Annotated in this window: 22 protein-coding genes; 10 read left to right on the top strand and 12 right to left on the bottom strand. The window is 76.4% G+C overall.

All coding sequences use genetic code 11. From position 1 onward, the window contains the following. Positions 1 to 224: 224 nt before the first annotated feature. The 3 genes from ACI8AX_RS17775 to ACI8AX_RS17765 all read left to right on the top strand — a co-directional run bounded on the left by ACI8AX_RS17775 (position 225) and on the right by ACI8AX_RS17765 (position 3,540). Positions 225 to 1,274 carry a substrate-binding domain-containing protein gene (locus tag ACI8AX_RS17775; protein ID WP_456551173.1) on the top strand — a complete coding sequence of 350 codons (1,050 nt, stop codon included), beginning with the start codon at positions 225 to 227 and terminating at the stop codon, positions 1,272 to 1,274. A gap of 73 nt (positions 1,275 to 1,347) precedes the next feature. Beyond that, positions 1,348 to 2,523: a Gfo/Idh/MocA family protein gene (locus ACI8AX_RS17770; RefSeq protein ID WP_456551172.1), complete on the top strand. Its 1,176-nt coding sequence runs from the start codon at positions 1,348 to 1,350 to the stop codon at positions 2,521 to 2,523. A 9-nt stretch (positions 2,524 to 2,532) separates the two neighbouring features. Continuing rightward, positions 2,533 to 3,540, top strand: a complete 1,008-nt coding sequence (locus tag ACI8AX_RS17765) for a sugar phosphate isomerase/epimerase family protein (protein ID WP_456551171.1) — start codon at positions 2,533 to 2,535, stop codon at positions 3,538 to 3,540. Between the two features lie 56 nt (positions 3,541 to 3,596). On the opposite strand, the gene ACI8AX_RS17760 is transcribed toward ACI8AX_RS17765, so the two are convergent. From ACI8AX_RS17760 to ACI8AX_RS17745, 4 genes are all read right to left on the bottom strand, one after another. Beyond that, positions 3,597 to 4,067 (bottom strand): hypothetical protein, encoded by a 471-nt coding sequence (locus tag ACI8AX_RS17760; protein ID WP_456551170.1) that lies wholly within the window; start codon positions 4,065 to 4,067, stop codon positions 3,597 to 3,599. Next, positions 4,064 to 4,552, bottom strand: coding sequence for a cupredoxin domain-containing protein (locus ACI8AX_RS17755; RefSeq protein ID WP_456551169.1), 489 nt, complete (start codon positions 4,550 to 4,552; stop codon positions 4,064 to 4,066). Before ACI8AX_RS17755 ends, ACI8AX_RS17760 begins: the two co-directional genes overlap by 4 nt. Positions 4,553 to 4,664: 112 nt before the next feature. Further along, the gene (locus ACI8AX_RS17750; protein ID WP_456551168.1) at positions 4,665 to 5,591 is read right to left on the bottom strand and encodes an alpha/beta hydrolase family protein; all 927 of its coding nucleotides are present in this window, start codon (positions 5,589 to 5,591) and stop codon (positions 4,665 to 4,667) included. Then, positions 5,588 to 5,926, bottom strand: coding sequence for a hypothetical protein (locus ACI8AX_RS17745; RefSeq protein ID WP_456551167.1), 339 nt, complete (start codon positions 5,924 to 5,926; stop codon positions 5,588 to 5,590). The genes ACI8AX_RS17750 and ACI8AX_RS17745 overlap by 4 nt, the downstream gene beginning before the upstream one ends. Before the next feature lie 57 nt (positions 5,927 to 5,983). Here ACI8AX_RS17745 and ACI8AX_RS17740 point away from each other — a divergent pair, with 57 nt between their 5' ends. Next, on the top strand, positions 5,984 to 6,511 hold the full coding sequence (locus ACI8AX_RS17740) for a helix-turn-helix domain-containing protein (RefSeq protein WP_456551166.1): 528 nt from the start codon (positions 5,984 to 5,986) through the stop codon (positions 6,509 to 6,511). 19 nt (positions 6,512 to 6,530) lie between these two features. On the opposite strand, the gene ACI8AX_RS17735 is transcribed toward ACI8AX_RS17740, so the two are convergent. The 3 genes from ACI8AX_RS17735 to ACI8AX_RS17725 all read right to left on the bottom strand — a co-directional run bounded on the left by ACI8AX_RS17735 (position 6,531) and on the right by ACI8AX_RS17725 (position 10,022). Next, on the bottom strand, positions 6,531 to 7,031 hold the full coding sequence (locus tag ACI8AX_RS17735; protein ID WP_456551165.1) for a hypothetical protein: 501 nt from the start codon (positions 7,029 to 7,031) through the stop codon (positions 6,531 to 6,533). A 127-nt stretch (positions 7,032 to 7,158) separates the two neighbouring features. After that, on the bottom strand, positions 7,159 to 8,766 hold the full coding sequence (locus ACI8AX_RS17730) for a DEAD/DEAH box helicase (RefSeq protein WP_456551164.1): 1,608 nt from the start codon (positions 8,764 to 8,766) through the stop codon (positions 7,159 to 7,161). Between the two features lie 230 nt (positions 8,767 to 8,996). Then, entirely contained in the window at positions 8,997 to 10,022 is a 1,026-nt protein-coding gene (locus tag ACI8AX_RS17725; RefSeq protein WP_456551163.1) for a GlxA family transcriptional regulator, read from the bottom strand. A 71-nt stretch (positions 10,023 to 10,093) separates the two neighbouring features. Here ACI8AX_RS17725 and ACI8AX_RS17720 point away from each other — a divergent pair, with 71 nt between their 5' ends. Next, on the top strand, positions 10,094 to 11,431 hold the full coding sequence (locus tag ACI8AX_RS17720) for an MFS transporter (protein ID WP_456551162.1): 1,338 nt from the start codon (positions 10,094 to 10,096) through the stop codon (positions 11,429 to 11,431). 110 nt (positions 11,432 to 11,541) lie between these two features. Continuing rightward, entirely contained in the window at positions 11,542 to 12,408 is an 867-nt protein-coding gene (locus tag ACI8AX_RS17715) for a DUF559 domain-containing protein (RefSeq protein ID WP_456551161.1), read from the top strand. 59 nt (positions 12,409 to 12,467) lie between these two features. On the opposite strand, the gene ACI8AX_RS17710 is transcribed toward ACI8AX_RS17715, so the two are convergent. Beyond that, positions 12,468 to 14,081: a GMC family oxidoreductase gene (locus ACI8AX_RS17710; protein ID WP_456551160.1), complete on the bottom strand. Its 1,614-nt coding sequence runs from the start codon at positions 14,079 to 14,081 to the stop codon at positions 12,468 to 12,470. Beyond that, entirely contained in the window at positions 14,081 to 15,619 is a 1,539-nt protein-coding gene (locus ACI8AX_RS17705) for an aldehyde dehydrogenase family protein (RefSeq protein WP_456551159.1), read from the bottom strand. Before ACI8AX_RS17705 ends, ACI8AX_RS17710 begins: the two co-directional genes overlap by 1 nt. 123 nt (positions 15,620 to 15,742) lie before the next feature. Here ACI8AX_RS17705 and ACI8AX_RS17700 point away from each other — a divergent pair, with 123 nt between their 5' ends. Further along, positions 15,743 to 16,369: a GNAT family N-acetyltransferase gene (locus ACI8AX_RS17700; protein ID WP_456551158.1), complete on the top strand. Its 627-nt coding sequence runs from the start codon at positions 15,743 to 15,745 to the stop codon at positions 16,367 to 16,369. 16 nt (positions 16,370 to 16,385) lie between these two features. Here the strand turns inward: ACI8AX_RS17700 and ppk2 are convergent, their stop codons facing one another. Next, complete coding sequence (gene ppk2 / locus ACI8AX_RS17695) at positions 16,386 to 17,345, bottom strand: polyphosphate kinase 2 (RefSeq protein WP_456551157.1); 960 nt, start codon at positions 17,343 to 17,345, stop codon at positions 16,386 to 16,388. A gap of 59 nt (positions 17,346 to 17,404) precedes the next feature. Here ppk2 and ACI8AX_RS17690 point away from each other — a divergent pair, with 59 nt between their 5' ends. Beyond that, positions 17,405 to 20,392, top strand: a complete 2,988-nt coding sequence (locus tag ACI8AX_RS17690; RefSeq protein ID WP_456551156.1) for a sacsin N-terminal ATP-binding-like domain-containing protein — start codon at positions 17,405 to 17,407, stop codon at positions 20,390 to 20,392. A gap of 68 nt (positions 20,393 to 20,460) precedes the next feature. Here ACI8AX_RS17690 and ACI8AX_RS17685 read toward each other — a convergent pair whose 3' ends face one another. Both ACI8AX_RS17685 and ACI8AX_RS17680 read right to left on the bottom strand, forming a co-directional pair. Next, entirely contained in the window at positions 20,461 to 20,826 is a 366-nt protein-coding gene (locus tag ACI8AX_RS17685) for a hypothetical protein (protein WP_456551155.1), read from the bottom strand. Between the two features lie 182 nt (positions 20,827 to 21,008). After that, complete coding sequence (locus tag ACI8AX_RS17680; protein WP_456551154.1) at positions 21,009 to 21,335, bottom strand: hypothetical protein; 327 nt, start codon at positions 21,333 to 21,335, stop codon at positions 21,009 to 21,011. 255 nt (positions 21,336 to 21,590) lie between these two features. Here ACI8AX_RS17680 and ACI8AX_RS17675 point away from each other — a divergent pair, with 255 nt between their 5' ends. Together ACI8AX_RS17675 and ACI8AX_RS17670 are read left to right on the top strand one after the other, a co-directional pair. After that, positions 21,591 to 21,914 carry an STAS domain-containing protein gene (locus ACI8AX_RS17675; RefSeq protein ID WP_456551153.1) on the top strand — a complete coding sequence of 108 codons (324 nt, stop codon included), beginning with the start codon at positions 21,591 to 21,593 and terminating at the stop codon, positions 21,912 to 21,914. A gap of 105 nt (positions 21,915 to 22,019) precedes the next feature. Continuing rightward, the gene (locus tag ACI8AX_RS17670) at positions 22,020 to 23,231 is read left to right on the top strand and encodes an acetyl-CoA C-acetyltransferase (protein WP_456551152.1); all 1,212 of its coding nucleotides are present in this window, start codon (positions 22,020 to 22,022) and stop codon (positions 23,229 to 23,231) included. Positions 23,232 to 23,252 lie beyond the last annotated feature (21 nt).

Genomic DNA, 23,252 nt, shown 5'->3' with positions numbered 1-23,252 from the left:
GGGGGGGGGGGGGGGGGTGTTTGGGGGGCGACAGGCGGGCGGGGGGGGGCCGGGGGGCGCGCCCACGCCCCCGCCGGGGTGGGGGGGGGGGGGGGGGCCCCCCCCCCCCCCCGCCCCGCACCACCCGTCGGGTCCCCGCCCGCCGGGCCCGGCACCCCACCCGCACGTCCGACGAGCACGACCTGGCGGCCCAGCCAGCGAGGCGAACACCCCGAGGAGATCCCATGTCTGCAGCGAGGCAGCGTCCCTTCCGCCGGATGACCTACACCGCGGTCGCCCTGATGAGCACCGGCGCCCTGGTGGCCGGCTGCACCGGCAACGAGCCGGAGAACTCGGGCGGCGGCGGCAACAACGCCGTCAGCGACAACGACGAGGAGGGCGAGACCGTCACCATCGGCTTCTCGGCGCCGGCGGCCGACCACGGCTGGATGGCCGGCATCACCGAGGCCGCCCGCGCGGTGGACGAGGAGTACGACGACGTCGAGCTGATCGTCGCCGAGGGCACGAACGACGTGAGCGCCCAGATCGCCCAGGTCGAGACCTTCATCAACGACGGCGTCGACGCGATCGTGCTGCTGCCCTTCGACGGCGACGCCCTGACGCCCGTGGCGCTGGAGGCGATGGAGGCCGGCATCCCGGTCATCAACGTCGACCGCGAGTTCAACAGCCCGTTCGCCGCCCGCGCCACGATCCTCGGCGACAACTACGGCATGGGCGTCTCGGCCGGCACCTACATCTGCGAGCAGCTCGGTGACCAGCCCGACGCCGTGGTCGCGGAGATCGCCGGCATCGACTCGCTGCCCCTGACCCAGGACCGCAGCCAGGGCTTCGCCGACGCGCTGGCCGACTGCGGCCTCGAGGTGAGCAACCGGGTCGCGGCGGAGTTCACCGTCGAGTCCGGCGAGGCCGAGGCGGCCAACCTCCTCCAGGCCGCCCCGCAGATCGACGCGATCTGGAACCACGACGACGACCAGGGCGTCGGCGTCCTGGCCGCGATCGAGAACGCCGGCCGCGACGAGTTCTTCATGGTCGGCGGCGCCGGCTCGGCGAACGCGATGCGGGAGATCCAGTCCGGTGACTCGGTCCTCCAGGCGACCGTCATCTACCCGCACACCCAGGCGGCCGACGGTGTCCGGCTGGCCCGCCTGATCGCCCAGGGCAAGAGCGTGTCCGACCTGAACTCCCAGGGAGTGCCCCGGACGATCGTGCTCAACGCCCCGGTCGTGACCGCGGACAACGTCGACCAGTACCTCGACGCCGCGTTCGAGTCCTGACCGTCCTGCGTCGGAGTCGCTCGGTGACGGTTCCCGTCACCGAGCGACTCCACCCCACCCCGGGAGCACCCTCATGACCTCATCCCACCGTCCCACCCTCGGGGTGGGCCTGATCGGGCACGCCTTCATGGGCGCCGCCCACTCGCAGGCCTGGCGCACGGCCCCGCACTTCTTCGACCTCCCGCTGCGCCCCGAGCTCACCGTCCTCGTCGGCCGCGACCGGACCCGCGCGGCCGAGGCCGCCGCCCGGCTCGGCTGGGCCGACGTCGAGACCGACTGGCGCCGGGCCGTCGAGCGCGATGACGTCGACCTGGTCGACGTCTGCACCCCCGGCGACACCCACGCCGAGATCGCCATCGCCGCCCTCGAGGCGGGCAAGCACGTCCTCTGCGAGAAGCCGCTGGCCAACTCCGTCGCCGAGGCCGAGGCCATGGCCGAGGCCGCCGCCCGCGCCGCGGAGCGCGGCGTCCGGTCGATGGTCGGCTTCACCTACCGCCGCGTGCCGGCGGTCGCGCTGGCCCGGCAGATGGTCGCCGAGGGCCGCATCGGGCGGATCCGCCACGTGCGGGCCGCCTACCTGCAGGACTGGATCGCCGACCCCGCGGCGCCGATGTCCTGGCGGCTGGAGAAGGACCGCGCCGGATCGGGGGCGCTGGGCGACATCGGCGCGCACATCGTCGACCTCACCCAGCACATCACCGGCGAGACCATCACCGGGGTCAGCGCGCTGATGGAGACCTTCGTCAAGGAGCGGCCGCTGGCCGCCTCGAGCGGCGGGCTCTCCGGCGTCGCGGGGCAGGGGACCGGCGAGGTCACCGTGGACGACGCGGCGCTGTTCCTCGGCCGGTTCTCCGGCGGCGCCGTCGCGACCTTCGAGGCCACCCGCTTCGCCCTGGGCCGCAAGAACGGCATCCGCATCGAGGTCAACGGGTCAGAAGGCAGCCTCGCCTTCGACTTCGAGGACATGAATGTGCTCGAGTTCTTCGACGGCACGGAGCCGGCCGAGCGGGCCGGTTTCCGCCGCATCATCGTCACCGAGCCCGAGCACCCCTACATCGGCGCCTGGTGGCCGGCCGGCCACGGCCTCGGCTACGAGCACGGCTTCACCCACCAGGTCGTGGACCTGCTCACCGCCATCGCCAAGGACGCCGACCCGACGCCGTCGTTCGCCGACGGCCTGCAGGTCCAGCGGGTGCTCGACGCCGTCGAGCGCAGCGCCGCCAACGCCTCCACCTTCACCGAGATCTGAGGGAGTCCGATGCCCCGTCCCGTCACCCTGTTCACCGGCCAGTGGGCCGACCTCCCGTTCGAGGAGGTGTGCCGGCTCGCCTCCGACTGGGGGTACGACGGCCTCGAGATCGCCTGCTGGGGCGACCACCTCGACGTCGAGCGGGCCGCGAACGACGACTCCTACGTGCAGGAGCGCCTCGACATCCTGAAGCGCCACAACCTGCAGCTGTTCACGATCTCCAACCACCTCAACGGCCAGGCCGTCTGCGACGACCCGATCGACGAGCGGCACCGCGGCATGGTGCACCCGCGCGTCTGGGGCGACGGCGACCCCGAGGGTGTCCGGCAGCGGGCGGCCGAGGAGATGAAGCTGACCGCGCGCGCGGCGGCGAAGCTGGGCGTCAAGACGGTCGTCGGGTTCACCGGGTCGAAGATCTGGAAGACCGTGGCGATGTTCCCGCCGGTCCCCGAGTCGATGATCGAGGACGGGTACGCCGACTTCGCAGCCCGGTGGAACCCGGTCCTCGACGTCTTCGACGAGGTCGGCGTCCGGTTCGCCCACGAGGTGCACCCGTCGGAGATCGCCTACGACTACTGGACGACGGTCCGCACGCTGGAGGCGATCGGCCACCGCGAGGCGTTCGGGCTGAACTGGGACCCGAGCCACTTCGTCTGGCAGGACCTCGACCCGGTCGGCTTCCTGTGGGACTTCCGCGACCGGATCTACCACGTCGACTGCAAGGACGCGAAGAAGCAGGTGGGCAACGGCCGCAACGGCCGGATGGGCTCGCACCTGCCCTGGGCCGACCCGCGGCGCGGCTGGGACTTCGTCTCCACCGGGCACGGCGACGTCCCGTGGGAGGCCTGCTTCCGGATGCTCAACACGATCGGCTACGACGGGCCGATCTCGGTCGAGTGGGAGGACGCCGGCATGGACCGCCTCGTCGGCGCCCCCGAGGCCCTGGCCTTCGTCCGCCGGCTGGCCTTCGACCCGCCGGCCGCGGCGTTCGACGCCGCCTTCTCCAGCGGGAACTGAGGACGGGGATCCGCCGGGTCGCCCCGGCGGATCCCCCTCCCTCGGTCCCGACGGGCTCAGAGGGCGTCGCGGCCCTGGTGCCGGGTCCGGCGCAGGCCCCGCCGGCGGCCGGCGGCCAGCACGGTGAGCACCAGCAGGACGGCGATCGCGGCGATCTCGACCCAGAAGGTCTCCTGCCACCACGGCGCGACGTCGGACTCGACGAAGTCGAACATCCCCGGCTCCAGCCAGAGCAGGCCGTAGGTGGACTGCAGCAGCGCCGCCAGGGAGCCGATGGAGAACAGCAGCCCGAGCAGCGCCGCCCAGACCAGCAGCCGCGGCGGGGAGACCAGCAGGAGCAGCGCGCCGCCGAAGCCGAGGACCGCCTGCAGCAGGAACGCCGGGCCGATGACGTCGATGGAGTCGTAGCCGTCCTGCCACAGGTACAGGTGGATGGCCGCGATCGCGGCGAGCAGCACCGCGCCGGCCAGCCGCAGCAGCGCGATCGCGACGCCGGTGCCGCGGCCCTGCGTGACCGTGGCCGTCATGTCACCGTCACCGTCACCTCCATGCCCATGGAGCGGTGGTTGCCGACCGAGCAGTAGAAGACGTACTCGCCCGGCTCGAGCGTGACGGTGACCGAGGACGTCTCCCCGGGGCCGATCTGCTCGGTGCCGTCGACGTCCTCGCCGTCGCGCTCCACCACCAGGTCGTGCGTCGCGCTGCCGCCGTTGGTCAGCTCGATCGTGTACTCGCCCGCCGCGAGCTCCGTCGAGTCGAGCTCGAAGTCGAAGTCGACCGAGTTCACCGCGAGGGTGCCGCCCGCCGGCTGCTCGGCGCCGCTGGACGTGGCGCCGCCCGCCGACGTCTCGCTCGCGCTGGTCTGCGCCTCGCTGGAACTGCTGGTGGCCGCCGCGGTGTCGCCGCCGTCGTCGTCGTCCCCGCCGCAGGCGGACAGCAGGCCGAGCGAGACGGCCACCAGGCCGGCGGCCAGGCGGCGTGCTGCACGGGTGGATCCGGTCGGACGGTGCACGTGGTCCTCCTCGGAGCGCGGGCGGCGCCCGGAGCGGCACCCCCTCGGGCGGGATCCTCCAACGTTGAAGGAGACGCGCGGAACCCCCACCCAGGGTGTTGCCAGGCGGCCGTTACCTCTCCGAGACCATGCCCGCGCACCACGAGACCACGGTGTCCAGCACCCCGGCGTCGACCGGCCGGCGCAGCTCCTCGCGGTACCGGCTCATCGACGGCGGGCCCGGCTGGCGGCGCAGCGTGTGCGTCAGGTCCGGCACCAGGTGCGTGGTCACCTCACCCGGCACGGTGGCCGCGATGACGGCGAGGTCGTCCGGGCGGACCTGCAGGTCCTTCCCGCCGGTCAGCGCGAGCACGGGGACGTCGATCCGGCGCAGGTCCGCCCGGGGGTCGTGGGCCATGAACTCCCGTGTCCAGCGGGCGTTCACGCGCACCGCGCCGACGCGCGCGACGTCGGTCGTGGTGGCCGCGATCCGCGCGCGGTTCGCCGCCGCCCTGCGCTCGAGGTCGACGCGCAGCCCGCGCAGCAGCAGCCGGACCGGCCGCGGCAGGGTCGCCGCGATCCGCGCGGTCTGCCAGTCGAGCAGCTCGCGGCCCGGGGTGGCGCTGGCGGAGAGCAGCACCAGCCCGGCCGCGCCTGCACCGCGTGCCGCGACCGCCGCCGCCAGCAGGGCGCCCTCGCTGTGCCCCCCGAGCAGCACCCGGCCCGGGTCGACCTCGGGGCGCGCGGCGAGCGCGTCGCGGACCCGGGCCAGGTCGTCGACGTTGTCGGCGAAGCCGGCGGCCCGCCAGTCGCCGCCCCCGCTGCCGCCGACCCCGCGCTTGTCGTAGCGCAGGGAGGCGAGCCCCCCGCCCGCGAGTGCGTGCGCCAGTGCCCGGGTGACACCCAGGCGCGCGCGGCGGTGGTCGGAGTCGCGGTCGACCGGCCCCGAGCCGGCGGCCAGGGCGACGGCGGGGAACGGGCCGGCGCCCTCCGGGAGGGTGAGGGTGCCGGCGAGGGCCGGCTCGCCCGGGACGGTGACCTCCAGCTCGCGCACCGTCACCCCGCCAGCTCGGCCGCCACCGCGGCGGCGTCGTCGGTCCCGACGAGCAGGGTGTCGAAGCGCTGCCCGGTGAGCCGGACCCGCACCGCCGCCTGGCCACGGCGCACGCTGACCAGGCTCTTCTCCCCGCGCGCCCGCCAGGTGCCGATCCTGCGCCGCGGCAGCCCGAGGCCCGGGGCGCGCAGGCCCCGGGCGGCGGCCTGCCCGTCGGGGACCACCTCGACGGACCGGACGGCCGAGCGCGGCACCTCCAGGTCGCGGAGCAGGCCCCAGAGCTTCTCGCTGCGGGTGAGGGTGACGGTGAGGGTGGTCGGGGTCGCGGACAGGGTGGCCATGCCGTTATCGTTCTCGACTACGAGAACGATGTCAAACGTGAGAACGGTGGATACGGGATGCCGTCGACGGACCTGCTGCTCCACCCCGTGCGGCTGCGCGTCGTGCAGGCGTTCCTGGGGGAGCGCACGCTGACCACGACGGACCTGCGCGGCGAGCTGCCGGACGTGCCCGCGGCCTCCCTGTACCGCCACGTTGGCGTGCTCGCCGACGCCGGCGTGCTCGAGGTGGTCGGTGAGCGGCGGGTGCGCGGCGCCGTCGAGCGCAGCTACCGGCTGGTGCTCTCGGCCGCGTCGGTGACCGCGGACGACGCCGCCGGGATGACCCCGGAGGAGCACCGGCAGGCCTTCCGCACCTTCGTCGCGTCGCTGCTCGCCGACTTCGACCGCTACCTCGCCGGCGCCGGGGAGCCCGACCTCGGCCGCGACGGCGTCGGCTACCGGCAGATCGGGCTGTGGCTGGACGACGGGGAGTTCGCCGAGATGGTGGGCGAGCTGCGCGCGGTGCTCGCCGCCCGCACCGCGGCCGGCCCGCGGGAGGGCCGCCGGCGCCGCATCGTCAGCACCGTCTTCCTGCCCGCGGGCTGACCGCGGCCGGCGGGGGTCCTCAGGCGGCCCGCGCGGCTCGCCGGGCCTGCCGGACGGCCTGCCTCGTCTGCCGGCGCGCCTTCTTCACGGTCACCCGCGGGGTGCGGTCGACGATGCCGCGGGTGAGCAGGCCGACGCCGATGCCGAGCAGCCAGACGTCCTTGGCGACGGCCAGGCCCTCCTGGGTGGGCGCCAGGCTGCCCTCCTTGCGCATGCCCGGCGTGTTCAGGTAGAGCCCGAGCAGGCCGCCGGAGAAGCCGGTGAGCAGCAGCCCGGCGACCGCGGTCGGCACGAAGGGCGTGAGCAGCGCCGCGCCGATGCCGATCTCCGCCGCGGCCAGACCCTGCGCGAACTGCGCCGGCTCCACCTTCTTCAGGAAGGGGTACGTGCTCGACGCGAAGCCGTGCAGGCCGGCCGCGGTCGCCTCGTCCGCGCCGCGCTTGCCGAGCCCGCTGTTGAGGATGAAGGCACCGGCCGACAGCCGGGGGCCGATCTCGGCCAGGGTGATGGGCAGACCCACGGGACACCTCGTTCGTCGCTGGTGCGGTCGCCGGTGCTCGGCGGCCTGCCCGGTCCTGTGCCCCGAGTCCGTGGGGTCAACCCCGGCGACGGGCCCGGGGCGTGCGCCCCGGGCCCGTCCGCGCGGGTCAGCGACCCCGGCGCGTGCGGCCGCCGCTGAACGAGGCGGCCGAGTGGGTGCCGGCGCGGGCGGCGAGCTCGGCCCGCGTGCGCGCCGGCCCGGGGTTGCGGGTCGCCCCGCCACGGCCGCCGGCCGCCGAGCCGCCCGCACCCGCGCCGCCCGTGCCGGTCGCGCCGCCGCTGCCGCCGCCGGACCGGCGGCGACGGCCGCCGCCGGTGCCCTGCGGCTGCGGGGCCGGCGCCGGGGCCGGCTCGACGTACGGGGCGGCGGGACCGGTCAGGTCGCTGATCTGCGCTGCGCCGGGACGCACGGCGCTGACGGTCGGGGTGATCCCGGCCTGGCGGGCCAGGGTGCGCACCTCGCCGGCCTGGTCGGGCGTGCTCACGGTGACGACGGTGCCGCCGGCGCCGGCGCGGGCGGTGCGCCCGGAGCGGTGCAGGTAGGCCTTGTGCTCGGCCGGCGGGTCGACGTGCACCACCAGCGCGACGTCGTCCACGTGGATGCCGCGGGCGGCGATGTCGGTGGCCACGAGCACGCGGGTGGCGCCGGTGCTGAAGGCCTCGAGGTTGCGCTCGCGGGCGTTCTGGCTCAGGTTGCCGTGCAGGTCGACGGCGGGCACGCCCGCGGCGGTCAGCTGCTTGGCGAGCTTCTTGGCCTGGTGCTTGGTGCGGGTGAACAGCACGCTGCGGCCGAGCCCGGAGGCCAGCTGGCGGACGACCTCGGCCTTGTCGGCGGCCTGCACCTGGAGGACGTGGTGGGTCATCGTCGACACCGGGGCCACGGCCGGGTCGACCGAGTGCGTGGTCGGGTGGCTCAGGTAGCGCTTCACCAGGACGTCGACGCCGTTGTCCAGCGTCGCGGAGAACAGCAGGCGCTGACCCACCTTCGGCGTCCGGTCCAGCAGCCGCTTGACGCCGGGCAGGAAGCCCAGGTCGGCCATGTGGTCGGCCTCGTCGAGGATGGTGATCTCGACGGCGGAGAGGTCGGCGTGGCCCTGGCCGATGAGGTCCTCGAGCCGGCCGGGGCAGGCGATGAGGACGTCGACGCCGGCGGCCAGCGCCTGCACCTGCGGGTTCTGGCCGACGCCGCCGAAGACGACTGTGGCGCGCATGCCGAGCGCGCGGGCCAGCGGGTCGACGACGGCGAGCACCTGGTTGGCCAGCTCGCGGGTCGGCACGAGCACCAGCGCGCGGGGTCGCTTCGGCGTCCGCCGGCTGTCGCTGGCGGCGAGCCGGGCGACGAGCGGGAGGCTGAAGGCCAGCGTCTTGCCCGAGCCGGTGCGCCCGCGGCCGAGCACGTCGCGGCCGGCGAGGGTGTCGGGCAGCGTGGCGACCTGGATGGGGAACGGCGCGGTGATGCCGCTGGCGGTCAGCACCTCGACCAGCGGCGCCGGGACGCCGAGCGCCTCGAACGTGGTGTCGGTGGGCAGGACCGTGGGCGCGTCCCCGGCCGGGACGACGGCGGGGGTCGGGACCTCGGCGGGGCGGACCGCGACCTGGGGCTGCTGCTGCTCGCCGGCGGGGCGGGGGCCACGGCCTCGGCCGCCGCGACGGCGGCGCGGGCGGCCGGTCCCGGGGGTGGGGCCGGTGGCGGGGGTGTTCTGGGCGGTGCTCATCTGACGACTTCCTCGACGTTCGAGTGGCCGTCCTGCGACCCGGCGGAGGGCGCGCGCCGGCACTCCTGCTCGCGGGCAGGGCGGCGCGCACGTCGTCGGCGGGACGTCGGACGACCGGGCGCGCCTCGGTGGCGCGGCCTCGGCCCGACGTCGCGTCCAGCTGCCCCGGATGGGCGGCGGACCGGCGCCGGCACTGCCCACTCAACCAGACGCGGGCCGCGGACCTGCCCTCAGGCGGGGGAGTGTCCGGTCACATCGAGGGACGTGTCGCCGCTCGGGCCGCCGCGGTAGCTGCGGCGATAGGCGCCGGGGGCGACGCCGATGGCCGCCCGCAGGTGCTGACGGAGGGAGGCCGGTGTCCCGAACCCCGCGTCGGCGGCCACCCGGTCGACCGAGGCGTCGGTGGTCTCCAGCAGCTGCCGGGCCAGGGCCAGCCGCTGGGCGGCGAGCCAGCGCAGCGGCGAGACGCCGGTCTCCTCGCGGAAGCGCCGGGTGAAGGTGCGCACGCTCATCCGGGCGTGCCCGGCGAGGTCGGCGAGGGTGAGCGGCTCGCCGAGGCGCTCGGCGGCCCAGGCGCGGGTGGCGGCGGTGCCCGCGCCGCCGGGCTCGGGCAGCGGCCGCTCGACGAACTGCGTCTGGCCGCCCTCCCGCCAGGGGGCGACGACGTTGCGCCGCGCCGCCCGGTTCGCCACGTCGCTGCCGTGGTCGCGGCGCACCAGGTGCAGCATCAGGTCGATGCCCGCGGCGTTGCCGGCCGAGGTGAGCACGTCGCCGTCGTCGACGAACAGCACGCCGGGGTCGAGCCGGACGGCGGGGAACAGCCGGCGGAAGGTGTCGGCGTGCATCCAGTGGGTGGTGGCCGGGCGCCCGTCGAGCAGTCCGGCGGCGGCGAGCACGAAGGCGCCGGTGCAGATCGACACCAGCCGGGCGCCGCCGGCGGCCGCGTCGCGCAGCGCCGTCCCCAGCTCGTCGGGGATCCGGCCCTCGCTCATGGCCGGCCCGCCGAAGACCCCGGGGACGACGACGGTCCGCGCGGTCGCCAGCACCGACGCGTCGTGCTCGGGCAGCACGCCGAAGCCGGCCGAGGAGCGCACCGGCCCGCCGTCGAGGGTGGCGACGCGGACCCGGTAGAGCGGGCGCTCGGCGGCGTCGACGGCCGAGCCGAGCAGCCGGTGCGGCAGGCCCAGCTCGAAGGAGATGCAGTTCGGCAGGGCGAGGACGACCACCTCGTGGCGGCGGGGTGGTGCCGCGGACATGGCCGGATCCTTGCACATGTTGGCTGTCGGGCCACTCGTCGCGCGGTCGGCCGTCGGTCATGCTCGCGGCCGTGCTGACCTCTGCCCCGACCGCCGCGCCGTCCCCCACCCGGCGGCGCGTCCACCCCGCCTGGTGGGTGGCGGCGGTGACGTTCCTGGCCCTCGTGGGGGCGGCGGCCTTCCGTGCGGTGCCCGGCGTCCTCATCGACCCGCTGCGGGACGAGTTCGGCTGGTCGGTGTCGACGATCTCCGCCGCCGTCGCGGTCAACATGGCGCTGTACGGGCTCACCGCGCCGTTCGCCGCCGCGCTGATGGAGCGCTTCGGCATCCGCCGGGTGGTGGTCTGCGCGCTGCTGCTCGTCGCGCTCGGCAGCGGGCTGACCGTCTTCATGACGGCGAGCTGGCAGCTGGTCCTGCTGTGGGGCGTGCTGGTGGGCCTGGGCGCCGGGTCGATGGCGCTGTCGCTGGTGGCCACCGTGACCGGGCGGTGGTTCGTGGCGCGGCGGGGGTTGGTGTCCGGCGTCCTCACCGCGGGCGGCGCGGCCGGCCAGCTGGTGTTCCTGCCGCTGGTGGCCTGGATCGACGGGACGTGGGGCTGGCGGGCGGCGTCGCTGGGCACCACCGCGGCCGCGCTCGCCGTCGTCCCGCTGGTGGCGTGGCTGCTGCGGGACCGGCCGCGTGACGTCGGCGCCGTCCCCTACGGCGGCACCGCGGCCGACGACGTCGACCCCGTCCGCAGCGGCGCGGCGCGGACCGCCGTCCAGGGGCTGCTGGCCGCGTCCCGGTCGCGGGCGTTCTGGCTGCTGGCCGGCGGGTTCTTCATCTGCGGGCTGTCGACGAACGGGCTGGTCCAGCCGCACTTCATCCCGGCCGCGCACGACCACGGCATGCCGGTGACGACGGCGGCCGGCCTGCTGGCCCTGGTGGGCGTCTTCGACATCGCCGGGACGGTCTTCTCCGGCTGGCTGACCGACCGGGTCGACCCGCGGCTGCTGCTGCTCGCCTACTACGGGCTGCGCGGGGCCTCGCTCTTCCTGCTGCCGGCGCTGTTCGGGCCCGACCTGCAGGCCAGCATGATCGTGTTCATCGTCTTCTACGGCCTGGACTGGGTGGCCACGGTGCCCCCGACGCTGGCGCTGTGCCGGGAGCACTTCGGTGCCCGCGCGCCCGTCGTCTTCGGCTGGGTGTTCGCCTCGCACCAGGTCGGCTCGGCCTTCGCGGCCTTCGGTGGCGGCGTCATCCGCGACGTCACCGGCTCCTACGACCTCGCCTGGCTGCTGGCCGGCGGGCTGTGCCTGGCGGCGGCGCTGATGTCGGTGTCGATCGCCCGCAGCGCCCCGCCGCCCGCGGTCCCCACGGCCGTGCCGACCGACCCCCAGGCCGCCGCCGCCGACCAGGCCCACGGCTGAGGAGCACTTCGCGCGCGAAGGTCCCCAACCCCAGGGGACTTTCGCGCGCGAAGTGCTCTTTCCTGTGGACGGCCGAGGTCGGTGCCCCGCGATCGGCCACGCTCCGGCTCGTGTCCGCCCACCGCAGTCAGCTCACCGGGGTCTTCGTCGGGAGCCACGCCGTCGCCGAGGGCCTGCTCACGAGGGCGCAGCTACGCCGACGGAGCTATCGGCGGCTCGTGCACGGCGTCTACGCCGACCCTGGACTGGAGTTCGACCACCAGCTCGTCTGCCGGGGAGTGGCGTTGCTGCTGCCGCCCGGCGCCGCCATCGGCGGGCACTCGGCAGCTGCCTGGTGGGGAGCACCGTTCGCGCGTGCCACCGATCCCGTCACCGTCGTCTGCCCCGAGGACGTCCGCTGGAGCGGGCCACGCGGGGTCCGCGTCCACCGGACGGTGCTGGCGCCGGGTGACGTCACGGTGGTGGACGCCGTCCCCGTCACGTCGGTCCTGAGGACGGCCTGGGACGTCGCCGCACTCGAGCGCCTGTCCACGTCGGTGGCCGCTCTCGACGGGATGGTGCGCAGCGAGGAGGTCACGCTCGACGACCTGGCTGCGCTCGCTGCAGCGGGCAGCGGACGGTGGGGCGCCAGTCGCGTGCGACGCGCCGTCCCGCTCGTCGACCCGAGCGCTGAGTCGCCGCCGGAGTCGTGGGTGCGCGTGGCGCTGGTGCTCGCGGGGCTGCAGCCGCGGTCCCAGTACGAGGTCTTCGCGGACGGCGCCTTCGTCGCGCGCGTGGACTTCGCCTGGCCCGAGGTGCGGCTGGCCCTCGAGTACGACGGTGAGCACCACTTCACCGGGACCCAGATCGACGTCGACCAGGAGCGGCTCGACGCCCTCGCAGCTGCCGGCTGGCGGGTGATCCGGCTGAGTGCGGCCGACCTGCGGGACCTCGCCGCCGTCGTGCGCCGGGTCCAGGAGGCCCTCGCGGCCCCATGAGGAGCACTTCGCGCCCGGAAGTCCCCACCACGAGGGGGACTTTCGCGCGCGAAGTGCTCTCAGGCGGTGGCGGCGAGGGAGGGGGCGGCGGTGCGGCCGGCGATGAGGTCGGCCGCCCGCTCGGCGATCATGATCGTCGGCGCGTTCGTGTTGCCGCGGACCAGCGTCGGCATGACCGAGGCGTCGACGACCCGCAGCCCCTCCAGCCCGTGCACGCGCAGCGAGGAGTCGACGACGGCCTCGTCGTCGGTGCCCATCCGGCACGAGGACACCGGGTGGTACAGCGACTCGAGGGTGTCGCGGACCGCCTGCCGCAGCCCGTCCCCCGTGTGGACGGTCCCGCCCGGCGACCACTCCTCGCCGAGGACGGCGGCCAGCGGCCCGACCGAGGCGATCTCGCGGGCCTTCTCGACGCCGCACACGAGCGCGTCGAGGTCGCGCTCGTCGGTGAGGTAGCCGGCGTCGATGGCCGGCGCCCACGTCGGATCGGCCGACCGCAGCCGCACCGATCCCCGCGAGTGCACCCGCACCAGCACGGCGGCGGCGGTGAACGCGTCGACGTCGGGGTCGACCTCCGCCTGCCGCCAGAACTTGACCGGCAGGAAGTGGTACTGCAGGTCGGGGGCGTCGAGGTCCGGCCGCGAGCGGGTGAACAGCCCCGCCTCGGCCAGGTTCGAGGTCAGCGGCCCGCGCCGGGCGCCGAACCACCGGGCGTAGCCCGACGGCGACTCGGCCCGGAACAGCGACTTCCCGCCGCGGGTGTGCCAGATGACCGGCACCAGCGGGTGGTCCTGCAGCCCGCCGCCCACGCCGGGGAGGTCGTGGACGACGTCGACGCCGACCTCGTGCAGGTGCCCGCCCGGGCCGATCCCCGAGAGCATCAGCAGCTGCGGCGAGTTCACCGCGCCGCCGGCCAGCACCACCTCGGCGGCGGCGTGCGCGGTGTGCAGCTGCCCGCCGCGGCGGTACTCGACGCCGGTCGCCCGCCCGCCGGAGACCAGCACCCGGGTGGTGAGGGCCCCGGTCAGCACCGTGAGGTTCGGCCGGCCCAGCGCCGGGTGCAGGTACGCGTCGGCCGCCGACCAGCGGCGCCCGCGCCTCTGCGTCAGCTGGTAGAGGCCCACGCCCTCCTGGTCGGCGCCGTTGAAGTCGTCGTTGCGCGGGTAGCCGGCCGCCACCGCCGACTGGACGGCGGCCCGGGACCACACGTGCGGCGAGCGCGGGTCCTCGACCCGCAGCGGACCGCCCACCCCGTGGAACCGGTCGGCGCCGCGGGCGTTGTCCTCCATCCGCCGGAACAGCGGCAGCACCGACTCGTAGGACCACGCCGGGTCGCCGGTGAGCTCCGCCCACTCGTCGTAGTCGGCGGCCGCGCCGCGGATGTAGATCATCGCGTTGATAGACGACGACCCGCCCAGCAGCTTGCCGCGGGGCCAGAACAGCCCGCGCCCGCCGAGGCCCGGCTGCGGCTCGGTCGTGTAGTTCCAGTCCCGGCGGGTGCGCCACACCTTGTAGAGCGCGGCCGGCACCTGCACCTCGAGGACGTCGTCGGACCCGCCGGCCTCCAGCAGCAGCACCCGCAGCGACGGGTCCTCGGTCAGCCGGCCGGCGAGCGCGCAGCCGGCCGACCCGGCCCCGACGACGACGACGTCGTACTCGTCGGAGGCGCCCATCAGCGGTGCCGCCCGTGCACCAGGCCCATGACCCGGGCGAGGGCGTCGGTGGCCTGCGCCGGCCGGCCGAAGCTCATCAGGTCCACCGGCAGGGCGAACCGCTGGCGGGTGATCGCCTTGGCGCGGGTGAACTCCTTGAGCCCGTCCTCGCCGTGGATCCGGCCGAACCCGCTCTCGCCGACGCCCCCGAAGGGCAGCGCCGGCACCGAGGCGAACGTCAGCACGGAGTTGATCGACGTCATGCCGCTCTTCATCCGGCGGGCCAGGTCCATCGCCCTGTCGCGCGACCGCGAGTACACCGAGCCGGCCAGCCCGTGCGGGTTGGCGTTGGTGCGCTCCAGCGCCTCCTCGGCGTCGCGCACCCGCGTGATCGTGATCGTCGGCCCGAAGGTCTCCTCGCGGACCGCGGCTGAGTCCTCCGGCGCGTCGACGATCACGGTGGGGGAGACGTAGCGGCCGTCCAGCGTGCCGCCGACGAGCACCCGGGCGCCGGCGGCGGTCGCGTCGTCGACGTGCCGGCGGACGACGTCGGTCTGCGACTCCATCGTCATCGGCCCGTAGGCGGCGTCGTCGTCCGAGCCGGGGCGCAGGTCGCGGGCCTTGGCGGTGACCTCGGCGACGAACCGGTCGTAGACGGCGTCGGTGGCGTAGACCCGCTCGATGCCGATGCAGGTCTGCCCGGCGTTGCTCATCGCGCCCCAGACGGCGGCGTCGGCCGCGGCCGCCACGTCGGCGTCGTCGTCGACGATCATCGCGTCCTTGCCGCCGAGCTCCATGAGCACCGGGGTGAGCGTCTCGGCGCACGCGGCCATGACCTTGCGGCCGGTCGGCGCGGAGCCGGTGAAGGCCAGCTTGCCGACGCCGGCGCGGCACAGCGCGGCCCCGGTCTCGCCGAAGCCGGTGACCACCTGGAGGGCGTCGACGGCGTCGGGCACGGCGGCGCGCCACGCGGCGGCCAGCCAGGCGGCGATCGCCGGGGTGTGCTCGGAGGGCTTGAAGACGACGGCGTTGCCGGCGGCCAGCGCGTAGGCGATCGAGCCCATCGGCGTGAACACCGGGTAGTTCCACGGGCCGATCACGCCGACGACGCCCAGCGGCTGGTACTCCAGGTAGGAGGCGTGGTTCGCGGCGAGCATCCCCGAGCTGACCCGCCGGGGCCCGAGCACCTTGCGCGCGTGGTTGCCGGCCCAGGCCAGGTGGTCGATGGCCAGCGTGATCTCGAGGATCGCGTCGGCGTGGGTCTTGCCGTTCTCCCGGTGCACCAGGTCGGCGAGCTCGTGGATCCGCCGGGCCAGGTAGCCGCGGTAGGCGGCCAGCCGGGTGCGGCGGCCGTCGTACCCGAGCGCGGCCCACTCGCCGGCGGCGGTCCGGGCGCGGGCCACGGTCTCGGCGACGGCCTCGGCGTCGTGGACCGGGAAGACCCCGACGACCGCGCCGGTGGCCGGGTTCGTGGACTCGAACGTCTGGGCGGTGGCGTGCCGGTCGACCGTGCCCGCGGTGGACGCGGTGACGGTGTCCAGCTCATCGGCGAGCGACATGTGGCGGAGGTTACCCGCGAAGTTACCGGCGCGTAGCCCGAGGTCCGGCGGCCCCGGAGGGCACGCCGGTGCAGGGGCGGAGGCCCCTGGAGGGCCGGCCCGGCGGGGAGGACGGTGCCCCGCGTGGGCGACTCCGTGCAGCACCCCGTCCGTCCGGGCGCCGTCCGTCCCGCGACGTCGGCCGACCTCGGCCGGCTGACCCGCACCCTGGCCGCGGCGTTCGCCGACGACCCGCTCTTCTGCCACCTGCTGCCGCCGGGGGTGCGGGCCCGGGAGGAGCGCATCCGGCGCGTGTTCGCCGTCGACGGCGGCCGCAGCCTGGCTCACGGCGGGCTGTGGACGACGGCCGGCGGGGACGCCGCCGCGGTCTGGTTCCCGCCCGGCCACTGGCGCGGCACCACCCGCGAGGACCTGCGCGAGCTGCCGTCCTGGCTGCGGGTGGGCGGGCGGCGGATGCCGTACTTCCAGCGGGTGCGCTCGGCCCTGTACGCCCACCACCGCGACCTGCCGCCGCACTGGTACCTGCTCTACGTCGGCACGCGTCCGGAGCGGCAGGGGCAGGGCCTCGGCGGCGCGCTGCTGCAGGCGGTGGTGGACCGCTGCGACGCCGCGGGGCTCCCCGCGTACCTCGAGGCCACCTGCGAGCGGAGCGTCCCGCTGTACCGGCGCTGCGGCTTCCGCCCGCACGGCACGCTCGACGTGCCGCCCGGCTGCCCGCCGATGACGCCGATGTGGCGTGACCCGCGCTGAGCCCGGGCGGCCGCGGTCAGGAGGCCCGCGCGGGCTCGTCCAGCGCCTCCCGGTCGGCCTCGAGGACGTCGGCCGCGGCCACCACGATGTTCGGGTCGGGCCGGCCGACCACGTCGGGGTCCTTGCCCTCGTAGTCCGAGCGGCACAGCAGGTACCGCATGGCCTCGAGGCGGGCGCGCTTCTTGTCGTTGCTCTTGATCACCGTCCACGGCGCCCACGGGGTGTCGGTGGCAGCGAACATCGCCTCCTTGGCCGCGGTGTAGTCGTCCCAGCGGTCGAGGGAGGCCAGGTCGGTGGGGGAGAGCTTCCACTGCCGCACCGGGTCCAGCTGGCGGACGACGAAGCGGGTGCGCTGCTCGCGCCGGGAGACCGAGAACCAGAACTTGACCAGGCAGATCCCGCTGTCGACGAGCATCCGCTCGAACTCCGGCGCCTGCCGCATGAAGCGCTGGTACTGCTCGTCGCTCGCGTAGCCCATGACCCGCTCGACGCCGGCGCGGTTGTACCAGGACCGGTCGAACAGCACGATCTCGCCCGCGGCCGGCAGGTGGGCCACGTAGCGCTGGAAGTACCACTGGCTCTGCTCGCGCTCCGAGGGCTTGTCCAGCGCCACGACCCGGGCGCCCCGGGGGTTGAGGTGCTCGGTGAACCGCTTGATCGTGCCGCCCTTGCCCGCGGCGTCGCGGCCCTCGAAGACGATCACCACCTGCTGGCCGCTGTCCTTGACCCACCCCTGGAAGCGCAGCAGCTGGATCTGCAGCCGGCGCTTCTCCCGCTCGTACTCCGAGCGCGGCATCCGCTCGTCGTAGGGGTAGCCCTCCCGCCACGTCTCGACCCGCTGCCCGTCGGGGCCGTAGAGCTCGCCGTCGTCGTCCCAGTCCTCGTCGGAGTCGACGTCGGGCAGGGCCTTGAGCCGGTACCGCGAGAGGTCGATGGCGGAGGCCAGCGGGGGAGCGTCCGTCGCCGTGTCGGTCACGGCCGTCCACTACCCACGGGCGGGCGGCCGCCACCCACGGCGCTGCGATGCTGTCGCGCGTGCCGGACCCCTTCTCGACCGCCGCGCTGCGCGCGCGGGTGCTCGCCGCCTGGTCGGCGTCGCCGGCCCGGTTCCGGGAGGACGCCAACGCCGAGGAGGACCTGGTCCGCGGCGGCTACCGCGACCGGCTGCTGGTGGAGCTCGCCCAGAACGCCGCCGACGCCGCCGCCCGCGCCGGCGTCCCGGGCCGGCTGCGCCTCGAGCTGACGGCCGGCCCCGAGGGGGAGCTGCTGCGGGCGGCGAACACCGGAGCCCCGCTGGACGCCGCCGGCGTCGAGGGGCTGGCCACGCTGCGGGCGTCGGCCAAGCGGGACGAGCCGGGCAGCGTCGGCCGCTTCGGCGTCGGCTTCGCCGCCGTCCTGGCGGTGTCCGACGAGCCGGCCGTCGTCTCCAGCTCCGGCGGCGTCCGGTTCAGCGCCGCGGCGACCCGCGCGGAGGTCACCGCCGTCCCCGCGCTGGCCGCGGAGGTCGCCCGCCGCGACGGCGGGGTGCCGGTGCTGCGCCTGCCGTGGCCCGCGAGGGGCGCCCCGCCCCGGGGCTGGGCGACGGAGGTCGTGCTCCCGCTGCGGGAGGGCGCCGCCGGCGCCGTGCGCGCCGCGCTCGACGCGCTGACCCCCGAGCTGCTGCTCGCGCTGCCCGGCCTGGCCGAGGTCGAGGTGGTCGCCGGCGGCGCGGCGCGCGTGCTGGGCTGCGCCCGCGAGGGGTCCACCGCCCGGCTCACCGACGGCGGCCGGACGACGACCTGGCGGCTGGCCGAGCGCTCCGGCGAGCTGCCCGCGGAGCTGCTGGCCGGCCGCGCCGCGGAGGAGCGCGACCGGCGCGGCTACACGGTCACCTGGGCCGTGCCGCTGGACGACGACGGCCGCCCGGTGCCGCTGCCCGCCCCGCAGGTGCTGCACGCGCCGACGCCCGGCGACGAGCCGCTCTCCCTGCCGGCCCGGCTGGTGGCGCCGTTCCCCCTCGGCCCCGACCGCCGCCACGTGCTGCCCGGGCCGGTCACCGACGCGCTGGTCGCGGTCGCCGCCGACGCCTACGCCGACCTGGTCGCCGCGCCGGCCCACGACGAGGACGACGCGGCCGCGCTGGCCCTCGTGCCGCGGGTCGGGCTGGCCGCCGCGGCCCTGGACGCGGCGGTGGGCACCGCGGTGCTCGACCGGCTGCGGGCCGCGGCGTGGCTGCCGGTGGCCGGTCACCCCGGGATCCGGCAGCCCCCGGGCCGGGCCGCCGTGCTCGCCGAGCCCACCCCCGAGCGGGTCGCCGCGCTGGTCGACGTCGTCCCCGGGCTGCTGCCCGACGGCTGGTCGCGCCGCTCGCACACCTCGGCGCTGGCCGCCCTCGGGGTGCGTCGGGTGGGCACGGCCGAGGTCGCCGAGGCCGTCTCCGGGGTCGACCGCCCGGCCTCCTGGTGGGCGCGGCTGTACGCGGCGCTCGACGGCGCGCAGGCCGAGGAGCTGGGCGCCCTGCCGGTGCCGCTGGCCGACGGCCGCACCGCGCCCGGACCGGCCGGCGTGCTGCTGCCCGAGCCGGGCCTGCCGGTCGCCGACCTGGCGCCCCTGCGCCTGCGGCTGGCCGATCCCGCGGCGGCCGCCCCGCCGGCCGCGCGGCGGCTGCTCGAGCGCCTCGGCGCCCGGCCGGCCACCGCCGGGCAGGTGCTGGCCGACCCCGCGGTGCGGGCGGCGGTCGAGGCCTCGCTCGACGCCGCCGAGGAACCCGACGGCGACCCGGAGGCGCTGGCCGGCGCCGTCCTGGCGCTGGTCGCGGCCGCGGGTCCCGCGCCGGGGGAGCTGCCCTGGCTGGCCGAGCTGGCGCTGCCGGACGCCGCCGGGGGCTGGGCGCCGGCGGGGGAGCTGCTGCTGCCGGGCTCGGCGTTCGCGGCCGTCGTCGACGAGGGGGCGCTCGGCGTGCTGCACCCGGCGGCCGCCACCGCGCACGACCCGGCCGTGCTGCGCGCCGCCGGGGTGCTCGACTCCTTCGCCGTCGTGCGTGCCGAGGACCCCGGCGACCTCGACGTCGACGCCGCCGAGGAGTGGGTGGACGCCGCGCTCGACCGGCTGCCGCCCGGGTCGGAGCCGCCGCGGTGGCCGCCGGTGGCCGCCGTCCGCGACCTCGAGCTGGTCGTCGACTGGGAGCGCGCGCTGCCGATGCTGGCCGCCCTCCCGCCAGACGTGCGGGGGGACGTCCTGCTGGGCGGCACCGCCGTCCCGGGCTACCTGCGCTGGTGGCTGCGCTCGCACCCGGTGCTCGACGGGCGGCGTCCCGACCGGCTGCGTGCCCCCGGCAGCGCCGAGCTGCAGGGGCTGTACGACCCGGCGCCGGCCCCTGCCGAGGTGCTCGAGCTCCTGGCGCCGGCGGCGACGGTCGCCGACGTCCTGGCCGACCCCGACGCCGCCGTGGAGCTGCTCGACCGGCTCGGTGACCCGGCCCGCACCGTGCGCCCCGACGTCCTGCGCACCGTCTACGCCCGCCTGGCCGCCGCGCTGGACGGGCTCGACGTCACCCCGCCGGCCCGTGTCCGCGTGGCGCCCCGCCGGGTCGCCGACCCCGACCGCGAGCCGGTGCTGGTGCTCGACGTGCCGTGGCTGCAGCCGCTGGTCGACGGGGCGCTGGTGCCGGCCGGGGGAGCGCCCGGCGAGGTGGCCGACCTGCTCGACGTGCCGCTGGCGAGCGAGGAGGTGACCGCCGCCGTCGACGGCCGGCCGGACCGGACGCTGCGCTGGGCCGACCTGCCCGGCGCCGGGCTGGCCGCCGCCCGGCTCGGGGTGCCGGAGCTGCCCGGGGAGGTGGCGGTCCACGACCGGCTCACCGCCGGCGGCCGGCCGGTGCCGTGGTGGCCCGGCGCGCACCGCGACCACGTGGACGGCAGCCCCGCCGCCCTGGGCCGGGCGCTGGCCTGGCGGTCGGGTGCCTGGCCGCTGCGCCAGGCGCTGGCCGAGGCGTTCGCCGAGCCGGGGCGGGCCGACGCGCTGGCCGCCGAGGACGGGGTCTGAGACGAGCACGACCGCCGGCTGCGCGAGCCGGCGGTCGTGGGTGGGTGGGACGGGACGCGGTGGCGGGTCTACATCCAGCGCGGGATCGCCATCGCGCCCGGGGCGTGCCCGTGCGTCGAGGGCCGGCCACCGCCACGCCGTCCCCCGGGACCCCCGGACGGCACCCGGCCGGCCGACCGCCAGCAGCGGAACAGCGACAGCCACTGGTCGGGACCGAGCCGGTCGACCCGTGTGGTGGGGGAGAGGCCGGCCGAGGCGAGCCAGCGGATCCCGGCGCCGCCGGGCAGCTGGGCGCGCAGCACCGGCCCGAGGGCCGACGACGGCGCCGACAGGACCGCGTGCGCGAGCCGCTCGAAGTCCGCGGCGTCGGCGGCGGGCAACCCGTCGCGGGCGGCGGTGGCGGCAGGGGTCAGGGCGTGCAGAAGGCGTGACAAGGGGACCTCCGAGGGGAGGTGAACGCCGGAGCGCGGGCAGCCGGCGACCGGGTACGGGGAGGGAGGGGACGCGCGCGGGGCGCGACGGCGGGGAGCGGTGCTCGACCCGCGGGGCTCGACCAGGGGCTGCTCAGGAGCGCATGCCGAGAAGGTAGGCGGCCCCAGGAGGGGACGCCAGCGGATTAACGGTTGTCCCGCTCGGCGTCCTGCGCCCGGCCGGCCTGTGCCGCCCTCGCCGCCTGCCGGGCCTGGTGCGCCTCCCACCGGGCGCGGTCCCGGGCGCGGGCCTCCGCGCCGCGGGCCCACTTCGCCTCGCGGCGCCGCGCACGGTCCATCTCGCGGTCCTCGAAGGTCGAGTGCCGGTCCCAGTCGGCCGCCGCGGCGGCGAGGGCCAGCGCGATGGCCCCGAAGACCGCCACGGCCGCGCCGAGGACGGGGTCGAGGAGCAGGAAGGCGGCCGCGGTGGCGACCGCCCACACCAGGGCTCCGAGCACCAGACGTCTGCGCACGTCCACCAGTATCCGCGCCGCCGGGTGTGGCCGGCCGGTGTCGCTCCGGTGACGACTCGCCCGCGCCCTTGTCATGGGTTGTGCACGTCCGTACCGTCGGACCAGCGGTTCAACAGCAAGCCGTGGCACCACACCGCCCCGAGCTCCTCGCCGCGCCGCGCCTCTCCGAGGCCCGGTTCTCCGTACGGGCCCGCCTTCGAGAGGCGTCTCGTGACCACAACCTGGACCGGCCCCCCGTCCCCCGAGCTCATGTCCGTGACCACCGGGCACACCGACGCCGGTGGCCGGGTCGCCGTCACCGGCGAGGTCGACTGCTCGACCGCGCCCCGGCTGACCTCCTGCATCGACTCCCTGCTGGCCGCCGCGCCGCGCGAGCTCGTCGTCGACCTCACCGAGGTCACCTTCCTGGACTCGGCGGGCCTGCACGCGCTGGTCACCGCCCACGCCCGCGCCGAGCGGACCGGGACCCGGCTGCGGGTGCTCGTGGCCACCCGCGCCGCACTCCGCCCCATCCAGGTCACCGGCCTCTGGGACGTCCTGGGCGTCGAGGTCGTCGCGCCCGGCACGGGCGTGGCCTGAGTCCCCGGCCCTCCCGGGGCCCCCGGCGGCGCGCTCCCCGCAGGACGCGGGACACTCGGGCGTCCCGGCGACCGCCCGCGTCGCCGCCGTCGAGGAGGTCCTCCCGTGCGTGATGCCGTCATCTGCGAGCCCCTGCGGACGCCCGTGGGCGGGTTCGGCGGGTCCCTGCGCGACGTCCCGGTGCAGGACCTGGCCAGCACGGTGGTGCGGGCGCTGATGGAGCGGACCGGTCTGCCGCCGGAGTCGGTGGACGACGTGCTGCTGGGCAACTGCTACCCGACGATGGAGGCCCCGGCGATCGGCCGGGTCGCCGCGCTGGACGCCGGGCTGCCGGTGACCGCCTCGGGCCTGCAGATCGACCGGCGCTGCGGATCGGGTCTGCAGGCGGTGCTGTACGCGGCGATGAGCGTGCAGACCGGCGCGGCGGAGGTGGTGCTGGCCGGCGGCGCGGAGTCGATGAGCAACGCGCCGTTCTACTCCACGGCGATGCGCTGGGGCGTGAAGGCCGGGCCGGGGGTGCTGCTGCAGGACGGGCTGGCCCGTGGGCGGGTCACCGCCGGCGGGGTGAACCACCCGGTGCCCGGCGGGATGATCGAGACCGCGGAGAACCTGCGCAAGGAGTACGAGATCTCCCGCGAGGAGCAGGACGAGTTCGCCGTCCGCTCCCACCAGCGGGCGGCCGCGGCCACCGAGGCCGGCCGGTTCGCCGAGGAGATCGTGCCGGTCACGGTCAAGGGCCGGAAGGGCGACACCGTCGTCGACCGCGACGAGCACATCCGCCCCGACGCCGACGTGGAGACCCTCGCCAGGCTGCGGCCGATCATGGGCAAGGCCGACCCCGAGGCCACCGTGACCGCCGGCAACGCCAGCGGGCAGAACGACGGCGCCGCGGTGTGCGTGGTCACCTCCCCGGAGAAGGCCGCCGAGCTCGGGCTGCGGCCGCTGGCCCGGCTGGTGTCCTGGGCCGTGGCCGGCGTCCCGCCCAGGACGATGGGCATCGGCCCGGTGCCGGCGACGGCCAAGGCGCTGGCGCAGGCGGACGTGAAGCTGGCCGACGTCGACCTGATCGAGCTCAACGAGGCCTTCGCCTCCCAGGTGCTGGCCTGCACCCGCGAGTGGGGCTTCGCCGAGAGCGACTTCGACCGGGTGAACGTCAACGGCTCGGGCATCTCCCTGGGCCACCCGGTCGGCGCGACCGGCGGGCGGATCCTGGCCACCCTGACCCGCGAGATGGCCCGCCGCGAGGCCCGCTACGGGCTGGAGACCATGTGCATCGGCGGTGGCCAGGGCCTGGCCGCCCTGTTCGAGCGCGTCTAGGACCACCCTTCCCCCCACGCC

It is taken from the genome of Blastococcus sp. SYSU D00813, from assembly GCF_054050735.1.
This window is presented reverse-complemented; position numbering and strand designations above follow the sequence as displayed.

What these genes read in the sequence shown, in the direction of transcription:
- ACI8AX_RS17760 (WP_456551170.1), bottom strand. Translation starts at nt 4,067, where the DNA reads ATGACGGCCACGGTCACGCAGGGCCGCGGCACCGGCGTCGCGATCGCG.
- ACI8AX_RS17705 (WP_456551159.1), bottom strand. Translation starts at nt 15,619, where the DNA reads ATGTCGCTCGCCGATGAGCTGGACACCGTCACCGCGTCCACCGCGGGC.
- ACI8AX_RS17745 (WP_456551167.1), bottom strand. Translation starts at nt 5,926, where the DNA reads ATGGCCACCCTGTCCGCGACCCCGACCACCCTCACCGTCACCCTCACC.
- ACI8AX_RS17730 (WP_456551164.1), bottom strand. Translation starts at nt 8,766, where the DNA reads ATGAGCACCGCCCAGAACACCCCCGCCACCGGCCCCACCCCCGGGACC.
- ACI8AX_RS17725 (WP_456551163.1), bottom strand. Translation starts at nt 10,022, where the DNA reads ATGTCCGCGGCACCACCCCGCCGCCACGAGGTGGTCGTCCTCGCCCTG.
- ACI8AX_RS17775 (WP_456551173.1), top strand. Translation starts at nt 225, where the DNA reads ATGTCTGCAGCGAGGCAGCGTCCCTTCCGCCGGATGACCTACACCGCG.
- ACI8AX_RS17765 (WP_456551171.1), top strand. Translation starts at nt 2,533, where the DNA reads ATGCCCCGTCCCGTCACCCTGTTCACCGGCCAGTGGGCCGACCTCCCG.
- ACI8AX_RS17770 (WP_456551172.1), top strand. Translation starts at nt 1,348, where the DNA reads ATGACCTCATCCCACCGTCCCACCCTCGGGGTGGGCCTGATCGGGCAC.
- ACI8AX_RS17710 (WP_456551160.1), bottom strand. Translation starts at nt 14,081, where the DNA reads ATGGGCGCCTCCGACGAGTACGACGTCGTCGTCGTCGGGGCCGGGTCG.
- ACI8AX_RS17740 (WP_456551166.1), top strand. Translation starts at nt 5,984, where the DNA reads ATGCCGTCGACGGACCTGCTGCTCCACCCCGTGCGGCTGCGCGTCGTG.